The 15,052-nt window shown below is 34.5% G+C and carries 14 protein-coding genes; 6 read left to right on the top strand and 8 right to left on the bottom strand.

Features of this window, described 5'->3' with window-relative positions; genetic code table 11:
* Complete coding sequence (locus HMPREF1252_RS02985; RefSeq protein WP_023059157.1) at positions 1-864, bottom strand: alpha/beta fold hydrolase; 864 nt, start codon at positions 862-864, stop codon at positions 1-3.
* Positions 865-1,089: 225 nt separating this feature from the next.
* On the opposite strand from HMPREF1252_RS02985, the gene HMPREF1252_RS02980 reads away from it, so the two are divergent.
* The 3 genes from HMPREF1252_RS02980 to HMPREF1252_RS02970 are packed head-to-tail and all read left to right on the top strand — an operon-like array spanning position 1,090 to position 3,861.
* A complete protein-coding gene (locus HMPREF1252_RS02980) occupies positions 1,090-2,709 on the top strand; it encodes an SH3 domain protein (RefSeq protein ID WP_023059286.1) in 1,620 nt (539 codons plus the stop codon).
* Entirely contained in the window at positions 2,657-3,022 is a 366-nt protein-coding gene (locus tag HMPREF1252_RS02975; protein ID WP_238318181.1) for a hypothetical protein, read from the top strand. Before HMPREF1252_RS02980 ends, HMPREF1252_RS02975 begins: the two co-directional genes overlap by 53 nt.
* An 8-nt stretch (positions 3,023-3,030) precedes the next feature.
* Positions 3,031-3,861 (top strand): deoxyribonuclease IV, encoded by an 831-nt coding sequence (locus HMPREF1252_RS02970; RefSeq protein WP_023059196.1) that lies wholly within the window; start codon positions 3,031-3,033, stop codon positions 3,859-3,861.
* A 191-nt stretch (positions 3,862-4,052) separates the two neighbouring features.
* On the opposite strand, the gene HMPREF1252_RS02965 is transcribed toward HMPREF1252_RS02970, so the two are convergent.
* From HMPREF1252_RS02965 to HMPREF1252_RS02940, 6 genes are all read right to left on the bottom strand, one after another.
* Positions 4,053-6,296 carry an FtsX-like permease family protein gene (locus HMPREF1252_RS02965; protein WP_023059359.1) on the bottom strand — a complete coding sequence of 748 codons (2,244 nt, stop codon included), beginning with the start codon at positions 6,294-6,296 and terminating at the stop codon, positions 4,053-4,055.
* Positions 6,297-6,992 (bottom strand): ABC transporter ATP-binding protein, encoded by a 696-nt coding sequence (locus tag HMPREF1252_RS02960; protein ID WP_023059313.1) that lies wholly within the window; start codon positions 6,990-6,992, stop codon positions 6,297-6,299.
* Positions 6,993-7,310: 318 nt separating this feature from the next.
* A complete protein-coding gene (locus HMPREF1252_RS02955) occupies positions 7,311-8,546 on the bottom strand; it encodes a dicarboxylate/amino acid:cation symporter (RefSeq protein WP_023059156.1) in 1,236 nt (411 codons plus the stop codon).
* A gap of 27 nt (positions 8,547-8,573) precedes the next feature.
* Positions 8,574-9,452 (bottom strand): L-serine ammonia-lyase, iron-sulfur-dependent, subunit alpha, encoded by an 879-nt coding sequence (gene sdaAA / locus HMPREF1252_RS02950; protein ID WP_008901560.1) that lies wholly within the window; start codon positions 9,450-9,452, stop codon positions 8,574-8,576.
* Position 9,453: 1 nt separating this feature from the next.
* Positions 9,454-10,119, bottom strand: coding sequence for an L-serine ammonia-lyase, iron-sulfur-dependent subunit beta (sdaAB, locus tag HMPREF1252_RS02945; RefSeq protein ID WP_023059354.1), 666 nt, complete (start codon positions 10,117-10,119; stop codon positions 9,454-9,456).
* A gap of 271 nt (positions 10,120-10,390) precedes the next feature.
* Positions 10,391-11,587 carry an ATP-grasp domain protein gene (locus tag HMPREF1252_RS02940; protein WP_023059248.1) on the bottom strand — a complete coding sequence of 399 codons (1,197 nt, stop codon included), beginning with the start codon at positions 11,585-11,587 and terminating at the stop codon, positions 10,391-10,393.
* Positions 11,588-11,686: 99 nt separating this feature from the next.
* On the opposite strand from HMPREF1252_RS02940, the gene tpx reads away from it, so the two are divergent.
* The 3 genes from tpx to rlmH are packed head-to-tail and all read left to right on the top strand — an operon-like array spanning position 11,687 to position 13,253.
* Positions 11,687-12,187 (top strand): thiol peroxidase, encoded by a 501-nt coding sequence (gene tpx / locus HMPREF1252_RS02935; RefSeq protein ID WP_008901563.1) that lies wholly within the window; start codon positions 11,687-11,689, stop codon positions 12,185-12,187.
* A 41-nt stretch (positions 12,188-12,228) separates the two neighbouring features.
* A complete protein-coding gene (locus HMPREF1252_RS02930) occupies positions 12,229-12,777 on the top strand; it encodes an isochorismatase family protein (RefSeq protein WP_023059184.1) in 549 nt (182 codons plus the stop codon).
* On the top strand, positions 12,774-13,253 hold the full coding sequence (gene rlmH, locus HMPREF1252_RS02925; protein ID WP_023059266.1) for a 23S rRNA (pseudouridine(1915)-N(3))-methyltransferase RlmH: 480 nt from the start codon (positions 12,774-12,776) through the stop codon (positions 13,251-13,253). Before HMPREF1252_RS02930 ends, rlmH begins: the two co-directional genes overlap by 4 nt.
* A 21-nt stretch (positions 13,254-13,274) precedes the next feature.
* Here the strand turns inward: rlmH and HMPREF1252_RS02920 are convergent, their stop codons facing one another.
* Complete coding sequence (locus HMPREF1252_RS02920) at positions 13,275-13,931, bottom strand: DUF1361 domain-containing protein (protein ID WP_023059333.1); 657 nt, start codon at positions 13,929-13,931, stop codon at positions 13,275-13,277.
* Positions 13,932-15,052 lie beyond the last annotated feature (1,121 nt).

Below are 15,052 nucleotides of genomic sequence, written 5' to 3'. Positions count from 1 at the left end.
TTAGTTCTCCAAAAATTTGTTTACTTCTTCTGATATCTCTTTCGCGTGAGTAACCACCATGCCGTGGTCGTAGCCTGGTATTATTTTAAGGGTACTGCTGTCTTTGAAAAATTCATAGGTTTCTTCAATCTTTTCTAGCCTTACCACCTTATCTTCTGATCCGTGTAAAAATAATTTCTTTATTTTGGGTACAGTTTCGCCTTTATATGTGTAGCTCATGATGGCTTTGTTGATATCCATCGGATCTCTCTGTTTGAGGGCGAGCTTGGTGCTTCTCTCCAATGTGTGGTGATCGTGCTTTTCGTTAAAGACATACCTCTTTAGCATATGTCTCATGCTTTCTCTGGTGAAGGAGCTTTCGTAGCTTGGTTTTAGACTGTATAGTTTTCTAAGCTCTTCTTGGTAGACAGTGATGCCATTCATGATTTCTGTCGGAATATTCGTTAAGTGCATAGTGTCTAAGAAACTTTTGTAGTTGTCGTCCAAGCGATTGACTCCGTTTATTCCCATTGCGGATATAAATATGGCGTGGTCGATATTTTCTTCCAGCCTAGTTTTAAAAAGTTCGTAAATTATTGCTCCGCCCATGGACCATCCGAGGATGTCGAATTTTTTAATTCCAAATGATTTAATAAATCTATAGCACACCCAGGCTAGTTGATCTATGCTGTAGTAAAAATAGTTAAAACTTGAATCGCCAAATCCTGGTAGGTCAAAGGCGATTATTCTTCTTTCTCCCAAATATTTTTCTATATTGTAAAAACATTCCTTGGCGGACATGTTTCCATGTATTAAAAAAATTACAGGAGCGTCTTTTTGATTGTCATCGTAGGCGATTTCTTCGCCCAGAATTTCTCTTTTCATATAACCTCCTAATTTATAAACCAATTATATTATATATTAAAATCTAAATTTTATCATTATAGAGATTTATCCTGTTACTAAATTAATATTTATGTACTCAAATATATGTATCTTATGAGATGGATTTATGGATTTTATGCCATCTAAAGGTTACGAAACATAAACAAACCTTTAAATATAGCGATATTTATTATATAATATTTACAAGATACGAAGGAGGCATTGATGGATATTTTTCAAACACTTCCCACAACTATTAATCTTGATCCAGAAGAAGATTTTCAGATTGTAAGAGCAGAACTTCTCCACGGAGAAAAAATGTACCTTGCAATTGATGTTTTAAATATATATAAAAATGCGGTAGTTGGTGTAGTTTTTCAAGTAAGATTCAAAGATGCAGGGGACAACTATCTCTTCGGCGGTTTGGAATGGCTATTTCAAACTCAAGGGATGAAGGCTCTTCCAAACATCGTCTACTACATAAAACCTTTCCTACTTGACGAAAGATTTTATGATGCAAGATCTGTGGAGATTAGAGTAGAGAGCATAACCTTTGACGATGGCAAGATTTCTAAATTCTCATCTGAAAATAAAAAGAGCTTTATACTTCCTGTCATCACAGGCGAAAAACTTAAAAAAATCAGAGATATTTTGGGTAAAGAAATCACAACCTATGGCGAAAATACCGTCAATGGTTGGAGATGCGTCTGTGGTTTTACTAATACAAAAGAGGACGAGGAGTGCAGAAATTGCAATAGAAACAAAAACTTCGTCCTAAATAATTTGACAGAGCCGCTAATAAATCTAAAACTTATGTCTATGCTCACAGAAGATGAGATTGCAAATGGATTAGAAGGAGAAAACATAAGCGCAACATATACCCAGACTCAGCTTACCAAGGTGGCACCGAACCCAGAAGTTGTAGAACTTGAAAGGGTAAATGAAGAGCCTGTTGGAATAAATTACAAGAAACCGAGTATATTTTTAAGGATCTTTAAGACTACATTTAAAGTACTTCTACTCGCTGTGTTAATTGTTTCCATTGCATTTGTCGGTGGCAAGTACTACGGTTTTCAAAAAAATGCAAAGACCCTAGAGAGGGCAAATGAATTAGTCTTAGAAGGCAAGTACGAAGATGCCTTAAAGGAATATGAAAAGATAAATAAAAAGTTCAAAAGAGAAGAAGTTGAGACCAAGGTTTCAAATGTCAAAGAACTTATAAAGAGCAAGAATCTTTTTGACGAAGGAAACGACAGCATCTTAAAGGGCGACTATCTTGAAGCTGCGAAAAAATTTAAAAAGGTAAGCGAAAAAGACGAAGAACATTTCAAGGAAGCTCAAGACAAAATACTAGATCTTGAAAGAATATTTTTAGACAAGGCGGAAGCTTTGGAAGATGAAGGCAAGGTCAAAGAAGCGATAAAGACCTTGGAAGATTTCCTTGCTGTGGTACCAGACTCTGCAAACGCAACGACTATTCTTATGAAATTACAGGCTAACGCTACGGATAATATAGAACCCATTAGCTTAAACCTGGAAGGTTCAGAGGATAAAGATGCAGATGAAAAGGAAAAAAAGGAAGAAGTGGACAAGAGCAGGGCGGATTTATCCAATGAAGCCAAATCACTTCTAAATACCTATCAAAAGGTTAAGATTGGAAAGGCTAATCTAAGGAAGGGACCTTCTTTGGATTCAGAAATAGTACAAGTTTTAAATTCAAATACAGATTTATATATTAAAGATACCAAGTTGGAATCAGACATAAGAGTTTGGTGCTTCGTAGAGGCGAAGGATGAAAATGGCAAAACTTATGAAGGCTGGATTTCCAACAAGGCAATGGAGTGAGATTATGAAATATTTAAAAGTTGAAGTATATATTCCAGAAGATTTTGAAGCTAAGCTTGTAAATGAGCTTAACGAACACGGATATTTAAATTACAACAATTACGACTATGTATACGCAAGCTGCAAAGTTTTAGGTCACTTCAGACCGAAGGAAGGTGCAGCTCCATACATTGGAAGGATTGGAGAAATATCCAAGGTTGAAGAAATAAAAATCGAATTTAGAATAGAGAGCTCAGAAAGGGAAAATGTGGAAAATTTGATCACACTTATCCATCCTTACGAAGAACCGGTGATCTATTTTACAGAAGTATAGGAGGTTAAATGCTTAGAATAGGACCACATGTTTCATATTCAAAGGGATTTTTAAATATGGGAGAGACTGCCAAATCCATAGGAGCAGACACTTTTCAATATTTTATGAGAAATCCTAGAGGAGCTAGAGCAAAGGCAATCGACGAAAAAGATTTAGAAGATTTTAAAAAATTCATGAAAGAAAATAATATGGGACCGATCCTAACCCATGCGCCTTACACCATGAATCTTGCATCGAAGACGGAAAGGACCAGGGAGATAGCCCATATAATATTGGAAGATGATCTAAAGAAGATGGAGCTACTTCCAGGAAATCTCTACAATCTTCACCCGGGATCTCACGTAGGTCAAGGGGTCGAAGAAGGCACAAGACTAATAGTAGAAGCCTTGGATAGCGTGCTTTGGGACGGGATGAACACAAAGGTACTTCTTGAAACTATGGCAGGCAAGGGAACAGAAATCGGCAGAAGTTTCGAAGAGCTACAAAGTATTATATCTTCATCAAAGTACGGAGATAATATCTATGTATGTCTCGACACATGTCACATATTTGAAGCAGGATACGATATTGTAAATGATTTAGATGGAGTGCTTGAAGAATTTGACAAAGTACTTGGTCTAGAAAAATTACAGGCGATTCACCTAAATGATTCAAAAAATCCACTGGGAGCGAGAAAAGATCGCCATGAAAAGATAGGTGAAGGCTCACTAGGAATAGAAACTTTTGAAAGAATTGTAAATCATCCAGTGCTTCAAAAGATCCCAATGTATCTAGAAACTCCAAACGAGCTAGACGGATATGAACATGAGATTAAGATTTTAAGAAAACTAGTAAAATAATTTTGAAATAAAAAATTTAAATTAAAGAATAAAAATAAAATTAGCAAAAGACATCGAATTCGGTGTCTTTTTTCAATGGATTAAAAAGAATTTTAAAAACTGTTGAGGTTGATATTTTTATTCATAACACCAACAGTTTTTTTGTTCCAAACAAAGTGGACTGAGCTTCTTTACGAAGTCAGTCCATTTTTTTAGCCGTTTATTATTTTTAATTCTTTAACCATATTAAGCCTTGATATTTTAATCTTCTCTACTAGATGAACAAGTACAAATGTTACTATGCTAAGTACGTAGGCCAATATAAATATTGATTTTGGAACTGGAATATCAAAATATGCATCAAATTTTTGCATGGCTATAAATAGCATATACTTTATGAGCTTGTCCAAAATAGGTATTAAAATTATCTGATACACTATTAATATTAAAAATATGGTGCTTATATAAACTTTTGAAATTTCACTATCTTTAAATCCGAAAATTTTAAGATATGTTATATTAACCTTTGACTTATCTATTATTAATGACGAAATCATTGAGGTTAGTATAAAATAAAATGTTAAGGAGACTACTATCAACATTGAAAATACAACTCCAAAGGAGTCTAGGAAATGGTCCATAAATTTTGACATTTCATTTTTGTTTAATTCAGTAATTAGATTGTCTTTTGAAATTTCCAACCTTTCATCTGACATGTAACTATTGAAATAATCTTTGTCCTTTTCAATTATTTTGTTTAAAGCCTCTCTACTTGTAAATATTTGAAACAGACTATTGTCTTTGTCTATTTCCTTTATTTTTAAATTTTTTATCTTGCTGTTGTAGCTATCTCTAATCCTAAATGTATCTGATTTTTCTAAATTAAATCTTTTTGAAAATCCAGAAGAAACTATAACTTCATCATCTTTCAAACCTTCTACTTTTAGATTTTTGTATTTACTATTTTTTTCTACCCCATAGAATTGAATCTCTTTGTCATCGCTATCGACCAATTCTGATTTAACCACTGTTGCGACATCCGCATTCACATCTTTGTTTTCCTTTTGCTTTACAAAATAGATGTGATTATACTTCATCTCATTTTGCATATTTTTAGCATAAATATTAAACACAGGCTTTGCAGAAAGTGAGAATACTAAAATTAAGTTTGCTAAAAATACTCCGAACAAAAGAGCTATGAAATTTAATTTGTTGGAAAGTATAATCCTTGTTTTAAATTTTCTTAAAAACGAAATATTTTTTAGTTTTAGCCTTGTATTTTTCTTTGTCTTTTTTAAGTTTCTTCTTAAAAAATTCACAGGACTAAATTGTAAGCTCCTGCTAATTACAAGATAATTTATTACCAAGTAGATTATCATTGGTAAAAAAGATGTAATGAGAAATGAGCGGGCGGTGAAGGTCACTTCGAATTTTGGCAGGTCATAGGATGCGTAGTAAAGGGCTGCATATTTTTTATACAGATAAGTATATGAAATTATATTTCCTACTAGTGATGATATAAGGGCAACGAAAAGTGGCATTGCCATATAATTAAGTAAAAGCTCTTTTTTTCTATATCCAGATGCAAGTAGAGTTCCAATAATCGGAGCTTCCTCTTCTATCAAACTCTTTATTTGCACCGCACTTATAAACGCAATTGCAATAAAAAGTAGTATTGATGTCAAGGTCATAGTTGGAACATCTCCACCCATATCATCAATGATAAAGGTAATACGTTTGTTATCAAACCTTGTAACGCCATCAATCATCAAGTTTTCTTTGTTTATAACCTTTGAAATCTCCTTTAGTTTTTCCTTTGCTTCTCTTTCGTTTAAATTGTCATCAGTATGATAAGAGTAATTGTATATTATCTTTTCATTGGAAAATTTTTTAAATCCTGAATCACTTAAAAGGCAAACTCCAAAATATCCAATATCCATAACCAGATCATCTCTATTTTTAAGAAGTGATGAATAGTCTGGAACTGAAAAAAGACCTGTAATTTTAAAATTTTTACCTCCTATTTCAATACCATCATTTAACTTTAAATCATTTGCTCTTGCATAGTTTGCAGAAATTGCAATCTCATCTTCAGATTGTGCAAGCCTACCTTCATAAATTTGAGCTTTATTTATGTATTTTCTGTTTTTAAAAACTCTTAAACTCTTATTGTCTTTAGCATCGGATTCGAAATAAAAATTGTCATATAGCTTTATAGACAGATTTTCTATTTTTTCTTTTAAATCATCTGATAATTCATAAATAGTAGTGAAGTTTCCGTCTTCTACCTTACCATTTTCAATTTGACTGTAATAAAGATTCTTAATAGACTCTTGAGATATGAAAAATGAAGATGCAAACACCACTATAAATACCAACGAAATAAAAATAGGAATAACTTTGAAAGGCTTAGATTTTATCTGTCTATAAACTCTCTTGTTAATAGGATTTTTCATTTACCACACCACTTCCTTTGCCGAAAGCTTATTTGTATTAACTTCAAAGCTCTTTATCTTTCCATTATGCAAAGATAAAATCAAATCACACATTTTTGCAATTTGAACGTTGTGTGTGGCTATAATTACAGTGGATTCATAATCCCTATTAAGCTTCTCTATTATCCTTAAAACATCTTTTGCGCTGTCATAGTCTAGAGCGCCGGTAGGTTCGTCACAAATTAAAAGTCTAGGTCTTTTTATAATTGCCCTTGCTATTGATGTTCTTTGTGCTTGCCCTCCTGAAATTTCATTTGGATATTTATATTTATGATCAGTAAGACCAAGTTCATTAATCAAATATTCTATATCCACTGGATTCTTAGATAAAAATTTTCCAACCTCTATATTTTCAAAGACATTTAAGTCACTTATTAAGTTATAAAACTGAAAAATAAAACCCAAGTACTCTCTTCTATAATTTTCCAATTCTCTTTTTGACATCTTACTCAATTTGTTGCCCAATACATCAACTTCTCCTCCATCAATATTTTCGATGCCACCTAAAATATTTAGAAACGTTGATTTTCCTGACCCCGATGGGCCAAGAACACAAATTATTTTCTTATCTTCAAATTCTAAATCAATTCCCTTTAGAACTTCAATCCTTCCTTGTCCTGAACCATAACACTTATGTAAATCTGAAACCTTAATCATAAAACTCCCTTCTTTTTTTTTAAAATATAAGTACAAGTCCTATCCATTAATAACAATTTTTCTTTGACTTAATTATACTCTTGACGATAAACTTTATCAATATACTTCTATGATAAAGTTTTAAAATAAAAGCTGTTATGATTGTTTCTTTACGACAAAGAAATTAAAATCGATGTATTTTTGTTTTTTGAAAAATTAAAGAGATCTAAACTCCATAACAAAATATTTAATAACTATTAGCACAAAAACAAAAAAATAAAAAGAGTAGATTGAATCTACTCTTTAAATGGTTTCCCACAATCCATCGTTATTAATTTTTTAGATTAATGCTTCGTCTTCTTCGTCAGCTATGTTTGGAATAGGTTTTTTAACAATGTGTTTGTAGTAGATTTTTTCTACTGCCATTGATACTGCGTTATCACCAGTTACGTTTGCTGCAGTTCCGAAACTATCTTGAGTTAAATAAAGTGAAATTAGAATTGTAGCCATTGGTGAATCACTAGCGATTCCAACTACTGGTAAGAATGGAAGAGCACTCATAACAGCTCCACCTGGAGCTCCTGGTGCAGCTACCATTGCAACACCTAGTATAGCAATGAATTTAACGATTAGTCCGTAGCTATGTGGCATATCATACATTGTAAGAAGTGTATATACACAAGATGTAAGTGTAATCATTGATCCTGGTAGATGCACTGTTGCACATAGTGGAATTACGAAGTCTCTTATTTGTTTAGTAACACCGATTTTTCTGTTACATTCTACGTTTACTGGGATAGTAGCAGCAGAAGATTGAGTTCCTACAGCTGTTAAATAAGCAGGTACTGCTTTTTTAAGAGATGAGAATGGGTTTCTGCCTGTGTATGCTCCTGCACAGATAAACATAAGTGAAATGTAAAGAATGTGTAGAATAATAATACAAATGAATATCTTCCAGAAAATATTTAAAATTGCAAATACAGAGCCTGAATAAGCCATGTTAGCAAAGTTTCCTAAAATGAATAAAGGAAGTAGTGGAATGATTACATTTGAAAGAATCATTACTATAATTTCGTTGAATTCGTTGATTAGCTTGTAGAAGCCATCTCCAGAACCTTTTTGACGTAGGATAGAAACTGAAAGTCCCATCATAAATGCAAGTACAAGCGCTGCAGTTACGTCGATGATTGGTCCTAGTGGAATTTCAAATAGTGGTGTTAAGCTTTCGGATGTTGCTGCTTGAATCTTTTCAGCTAATTCTGGAGTTACAAAGTTTCCAAATAGGTTTCTAGCCATTGTATAAGAAAGTGTACCAGCGATTAGTGTTGAAAGATAAGCGATGATTACAGAAGCTAGAAGTAGTTTACCAGCTCCTTCTGATAGATCTGCTATACCTTTTGTTACGAATGCAATTATCATAAGTGGTATAATAAAGCTTAAAAATTTACCGAATAGTCCAGAGATTGTAACTAATATAGTTGTTATTTCTTTTCTAGCTACTGGTAAGTAGGCTCCAATTACAATACCTAGGGCGATTGCGATTATCAAACGAGGTATTAGTCCTAACTTTTTCATATCGATTCTCCTAAATAAAAATTTCTCTTAAGCATTGTCTCCTAAGAATTCACGCCTTATTGCTTGACCGGTCTTGGTACCAGCGATACCTCCAAGTCCTGTTTCTCTTAGAGATTCATGAAGCATATGTCCTACCTCACCCATTGCTTGTACGGTTTCTTCAAAAGGAACGATGGATTTAATACCAGCAAGGGCCATATCGGCAGAGATAAATGAATTCATAACTCCAGAGGCATTTCTGAAAGTACATGGATATTCAACTAGTCCAGCTATTGGATCGCAAACAAGACCCATTACATTGATTATTGTAATGCTTGCAGCGTTAAGAGCCATTTCGGCACTGCCACCTAACATCTCAACTATTGCAGCGGCTGCCATAGCAGATGCAGAACCACATTCGGCTTGGCATCCACCTTCAGCTCCTGCAAAGGTAGCATAGTTTCCGATTATTTGTCCGATACCTATAGATGCAAGGAAGCCTCGGATCATTGTATCGTCATCAAGATTATATCTAATTCTCATACTGGACATGGCAGCAGGCATAATTCCTGCAGATCCAGCAGTAGGAGCTGCGGCAATCTTGCCCATTGCAGCGTTGGTTTCAGAAGTTGAAAATGCCATCGCCATAGCATGTACCAAGAAGTCGCCACAGATAGTTTCTTTTTCTTTTCTGTAGTCGTTGAAAGTTTTTGAAAATCCGTCTATCATCTTAAATCTTGTTGTGTAGCTCTTTTCAAGAGCATCATGAGAAGAATTCTTCATTACTTCTAAGACTTCAAGTAGACCAGCTCTTAAACTTTCTTCTGTTTGATGTGGATTTTTAAGCTCTTCATGAAGAACTAAATCCGCAAGGGAGCAGTTATTTTTATTGCAATAATCTATGATCTCTTTTTGAGTATTTAACATCTTATACCTCCACGTAGGTAGATTCTAAGAATCTATCTTGGTTCAAAATTTCGTCTTTTAGCTTTTCTTCAAGTGGTCTATCAATTTCAACGGTTAGAGTAACTAGGTTAGTAATTCTATCCTTATTTGTGTTGATAGATTCAATATTGTAGTTTGCATCTGCCAAGAATTTTGAAACGTTGGCAACTACACCCTTTTGTTCATTGTATTTCAATAAAATAGTAGGGAACTCTCCTCTAAATTCAACTTCTATACCATTTATATCTACTATTACAATTGCTCCTCCGCCTATGGAAGAACCGATTACATATTCGTCATGATCGTCGTAGTGGAATATGATCTTAACTGTGTTTGGATGGTATTTTTCACCTAGATCTGCTGTCTTAAAAGTGAAGTCAACGCCTTTTTCTTTAGCGTCATCAAAACTATGTCTAAGTCTTGCGTCATAGGTTTCATATCCTAGGATACCTCCCACAAGCGCCACATCGGTGCCGTGTCCTTTGTATGTGTGAGCAAATGAACCGTGAAGGATAAATTCTACGCTCTTCCATCCTTTTGGGCAGATGTTAAGGGCGGTCTTTCCGATTCTACAAGCTCCAGCAGTATGGGAACTACTTGGTCCTATCATAATAGGTCCTAATATATCAAATGCGCTATAATCAGCCATGTAATCCTCCTTATAATAATTTATAAATTCTTATTTTCAATATTAATATATTCTATAATATGTAAAAAGTCAATTTGAAAGAGCCTCATTTTCAAAATATTGCATAAAAAACATGCAAAATTTTAAAATGATAATTCCATTACTGATAAAAAATTATAAAAAAATCCCCAATAGGGGACTTATTACATGTATCTTAAAAAGTGGTAGAGAAGATATATTGAAAAGAAAAATAATATAAAGAAAACCACCACTACAATTTTCTGTTTTCTATTCATTTTTTGTACCTCCAATAGGTTTTTATACTTGAAAGTCTAGCTCTAACATAGGCGAGAAATCTCTTTAAATTTCTGTCTTTTTCATACCATTGAGTAAATTCAAAACCTCTTCTAAGAAGTCTACTGGCGAAGACTCTCTTATCCTCGACCACGTATTTTTTAGCAACCCATGGATCTACATAGAGCCACACCTTGTCGCAACCACTATGGTAGTAAGGATCCTTATCCAAATTTAAAACTAAATCTTCTACAAGGAATTTTACAAAGTTACATCCACCTGCAGTCATGTAGTAGGAAGATCTACCCTGTCTAATATTTATTTCAAAAGCCTTGTAGGTTTTAGTTCTGTCGTCATATTTCAAATCAAAATTTGCAAAACCGTGGTATCCAATAGATTCCAAAAATTTTCCATAGGTCTCGTAGAGATTTTCGTCTGAATCTGTGTATAGAAAGTCGTAGTTACCGATCTCTTCAGGAAGCACCGCATCGAGAAGACATCTTCCAAGACACATCATCTTCACCTTGCCATTCTTATCCACATAGGCATTTAGCACCGCCATATTTTCTGGACCGCCTTCAATAAATTCTTGGGCGATCATATCTCCAGAATAACCAGCGTCGTAAATTCTTTTTAGTTCAATATTAAACTCTTCTTCAGAATGAATCTTGTAAGCCTTTTTCTTTCCTTCGAAGTGAAGATGGAAAAACTCAATAGAATCGTTGGCTTTTAGAGCGATTGGAAATGAAAATGGAAGGCTAATTTCTCCTGTTTCATACATATTCTTATCTATAATGTAGGTCTTTGGATAAGGAAGATTTTCCTTTTCGCACATATTATAGAAGTCTTCTTTATTTTCGAGAAGCTTTTGCATACTAGAGTCCACATAGTTAAAGAGATAGTATTCTTTTAGAACTTCGCTGTTCTTTGTGATTAGAGAAGTGTAACCGTCGGAGCAGGAGATCAAAAGAAGTTTATCTCCAGGTCTTTCTTTTGCAAAATCTATAAGAGTTTTTAGAAATACTTCGTTGTCTTCAAAGTTTGGATCCACATGCACATCTACAATTTTTGAATCCCTTGTATATAAAAGTGGCTTTCTGCCAAAGCAGTATGAAGTCTTGCCATATTCCTTGTGAAAAGAGCGGGCAACCCCATAGGCGTTGGCATCTGTGCCTAAAATAACTGGTGTAAACATCTTTCCTCCAAATTAATTTTCTATGTTAAGTATAGCACAACTGTTTTAAAAACTTAAACTTGGATATAAATAATATGAATAAATTTTAGGAGGAATATAATGAAATTAACATTTGCAGGAAATGAAATGAACCTAGTAGGAGAACAAGTAAAAGTTGGAGATGTAGCTCCAGATTTCGTAGCAGTAAAAGGAGATCTATCAGAATACCATCTAAGCGATGACAAGGGAAAGGTAGTAATCATCTCAGTAGTGCCATCAATCGACACAGGAGTTTGCGCAATCCAAACTAGAACATTCAACGAAGATGCAACAGAACTTTCAAAAGACATAAAGATCGTTACAATTTCAATGGACCTTCCATTTGCACAACAAAGATTCTGTGCAGCAGAAGGTATCGAACAAGTTGAACTAGTAAGTGATTACAAAGACCACGACTTCGCAAAGAAATATGGTTATCTAATCAAAGAACTAGGACTACTTGCAAGAGGAATCATAATCGTAAACAGAGAAGGAAAAGTAACCTACACTGAAATCGTGCCAGAAGTAACCCACGAAGTTAACTTCGATGCAGCACTAGAAGAAGCAAAGAAACTTATTTAATAAAAGGGCCAAGAGCCCTTTTTTAATAGAAAGGAATAGCAATGGATGTACTAGTAGTTGTCGATTGTCAAAATGACTTCATCGATGGAAGCCTCGGCTGTTACCATTCAAAAGAAGCCGTAGAAAATATTGTAAAATATATAAAAGAAAAGAAAATAAAACCAGTCTACTCAATGGATTGGCACAGTAGAGAAAATAAATCCTTCAAAGAAAACGGAGGAATCTGGCCAGTTCACTGCGTAAGAGATACCCATGGATCAGAGTTATCCAAAGTATTTTTTGAAAAACTAGACGGAGAAAATGTTCCAAACGAAGAAAACACATTTAAAAAGGGAATAGATGATGTGGTTGAAGAATATTCTGCATTTAACGCCAAGAACTCTCAGGGAACAAAGATTCATGAACTAGATGCAGATACCTTCTACGTATGCGGAATCGCATCAGAATTCTGTGTCAGAGAAACAGTTTTAGAACTTAAACGCCACGGAAAGAATGTAGTCCTTCTAGAAGATTTAGTCGGATATGTGGACGAAGAAAACCACAAGAAAAATATAGAAGAACTAAAAAATATGGGAGTAAAAGTCCTTTGAACATAAAAATCATATGCGTAGGAAAGCTCAAGGAAAAGTATTTGAAAATGGCACAGGATGAATATTTAAAACGCCTCGGACCCTATGCAAAAGTAGAAGTAATAGAAATAAAAGACGAAGATATAAAAGAAAATTTCTCCGAAAGCGAAGTAGAACTTGCAAAAGAAAAAGAAGGAGCAGGGATACTATCCAAGATAAAAGATAGAGATCTCGTGTTCACTCTAGAAATAGAAGGCAAACAGAGAACTTCGGAAGAATTTGCAAGTGAAATAGAAGACATGATGGTCCATGGCAATTCCGACGTTGCATTTGTAATAGGAGGATCCTGCGGAATCTCGAAGGAAGTCATGGCAAGAAGTGATAGGAAGATTTCATTTTCAAAGATGACATTTCCACATCAAATAATAAGAATAAATCTTCTAGAACAGATCTACAGAGCATTTAAAATAATAAAAAACGAGCCGTACCACAAGTAGTACGGCTATTTTTATGAAATTTTAATTCGATTGTCTCTTAAAAATTGAAAGTAGAATGATAATCGCCAGATGAAAAGCAGCAAACACACCGATTAGTAGGTAGTCATTGTACTTTAAATTTGAAAGGGTAGAGTATATGAGCCGTAAATTAGAAGGACTCACCACATCCCAAGAATTAAACCTTACGAATCTTCCAAGATAAACTGCGACACCAGAAATCCCGGAGAAGAAAATGAGCATAATAAACTCTGCGAAAACATGACCCTTCACCTTTATAATTTCCAAAATATTTACAAAAGTTTCGTAGGAAAGAAGAAGGGATAGAGTTATAAATAGCACATCCACCATCATCTTAAGCCATGGAATGAATTCCATAACATAGTTTACATTCCTCTCAGCGTCAATGGAATAGAATTCGCTGGTCCTAGTATGGATAAAATCCGTCGCCATGTAGATGCAATTTGGATAGAAAAAAATAGCAGGAAGAGTAACCAATAGCACTAAAATAGCAGAACGCTTAAAGGATAGCCCAACCTCGCTTAAAACAAAAGCAAACATGGAAAGCCCGCAATTTATAACCAGGTAAAATCTATTTAAATCGAAATAGAAAACCGCGAAAGAAAGTCCTAAATATATTAAAAAATATAAAATAAGTTTAAAAGTTCTGTTAAATTTCATAATCATCTCCACAAGTATTATACCATTAAGACCAAGGGGAATAGAATGAAAAAATATATTATTATTAAAATGTAACGGAAGCTACCAGCTTCCATCAACCTCGACACTAAACTATTTTCCCTCAGCCGTCAGGCGTAAATATACAATGATTACTATTAACACTTGTAGCGGAACCTTCCCAACTACAGTCACCCTGAGCGAACGAAGTGAGTCGAATGGGTATAAGCTATATTTAACCTAATCTAAACAAATAAAATAATTTTATAAATCTATTTAAAAATTATTACCTCTCATGCTATCCGGATAGCATTTAAAATAATCTCATGTTATACGTAGAGCAATTAAAATAATAATCACCAATACATAACCACACCATGGTTATACCCGTTCGACTGCGACGGTTCCGCTTTGCTTCACCGTCTTCGCTCAGGGTGACTGTATTCCTTAGGGATTTCCGTGCATAGCCTCTCGGCTGTGGAAGGAAAATGCTTCCGCTACAAAAATAAATCTTTTATAAGTTTTCTCTAAAAATAAATTTAGAACCCTCCTTCGATTTAGCCCATATAATCCTTAATCATTATCCCGGTATAGACACAGCCTAAGCCACCACAGGTGATTTTTGCTTTCGGCGTTAAGAAATTTTCCACTGTCTGAGCGAAGCGAGTTTGGAAAATTTTAGCCGAATAAGAAAATCACTACCAAAACCTCCCCAATGCGAGGTGGGAAGAGGGAGCTCGAGGGAGAAGGGAGGAAACTGCGAGTCTCGAAGAGAAAACCGTAGGTTTTTTCGAGAGACGTTAATTCCCTCCCTCTCCCTCGTAAAAAAATATTTGAAGAAGAAAGTATATGGTTAGATTGTGTATAGAATATTTATTTATCTCTCATGCTATCCGGATAGCATTTAAAATAATATCATGCTATACATATAGCAATTAAAATAATAATCACCAATACATAACCACACCATGGTAGAGATCCTTCGACTTCGACGACAAAGCCGTCTACGCTCAGGATGACCAGGTAGAGGGGTAGACCCACAGAAGTTTATTAAATAAATCATTTATTTCCGTGCAGAGCCTTCGGCTGTGGAAGCAAAATGCTTCCGCTACGGGAATAAATAT

The sequence above is a fragment of the Peptoniphilus sp. BV3AC2 genome, assembly GCF_000478945.1.
GTDB lineage: Bacteria > Bacillota > Clostridia > Tissierellales > Peptoniphilaceae > Peptoniphilus_B > Peptoniphilus_B duerdenii.
The sequence above is the reverse complement of the archived record's forward strand: the minus strand, read 5'-3'. Positions and strand labels throughout refer to the sequence as shown.

Coding starts and splice junctions, on each gene's coding strand:
- sdaAA (WP_008901560.1), bottom strand. CDS start 9,452: ATGTTAAATACTCAAAAAGAGATCATAGATTATTGCAATAAAAATAAC.
- tpx (WP_008901563.1), top strand. CDS start 11,687: ATGAAATTAACATTTGCAGGAAATGAAATGAACCTAGTAGGAGAACAA.
- HMPREF1252_RS02965 (WP_023059359.1), bottom strand. CDS start 6,296: ATGAAAAATCCTATTAACAAGAGAGTTTATAGACAGATAAAATCTAAG.
- HMPREF1252_RS02975 (WP_238318181.1), top strand. CDS start 2,657: ATGAAAATGGCAAAACTTATGAAGGCTGGATTTCCAACAAGGCAATGG.
- HMPREF1252_RS02985 (WP_023059157.1), bottom strand. CDS start 864: ATGAAAAGAGAAATTCTGGGCGAAGAAATCGCCTACGATGACAATCAA.
- HMPREF1252_RS02980 (WP_023059286.1), top strand. CDS start 1,090: ATGGATATTTTTCAAACACTTCCCACAACTATTAATCTTGATCCAGAA.
- sdaAB (WP_023059354.1), bottom strand. CDS start 10,119: ATGGCTGATTATAGCGCATTTGATATATTAGGACCTATTATGATAGGA.
- HMPREF1252_RS02960 (WP_023059313.1), bottom strand. CDS start 6,992: ATGATTAAGGTTTCAGATTTACATAAGTGTTATGGTTCAGGACAAGGA.
- HMPREF1252_RS02970 (WP_023059196.1), top strand. CDS start 3,031: ATGCTTAGAATAGGACCACATGTTTCATATTCAAAGGGATTTTTAAAT.
- HMPREF1252_RS02955 (WP_023059156.1), bottom strand. CDS start 8,546: ATGAAAAAGTTAGGACTAATACCTCGTTTGATAATCGCAATCGCCCTA.
- HMPREF1252_RS02920 (WP_023059333.1), bottom strand. CDS start 13,931: ATGAAATTTAACAGAACTTTTAAACTTATTTTATATTTTTTAATATAT.
- HMPREF1252_RS02940 (WP_023059248.1), bottom strand. CDS start 11,587: ATGTTTACACCAGTTATTTTAGGCACAGATGCCAACGCCTATGGGGTT.
- HMPREF1252_RS02930 (WP_023059184.1), top strand. CDS start 12,229: ATGGATGTACTAGTAGTTGTCGATTGTCAAAATGACTTCATCGATGGA.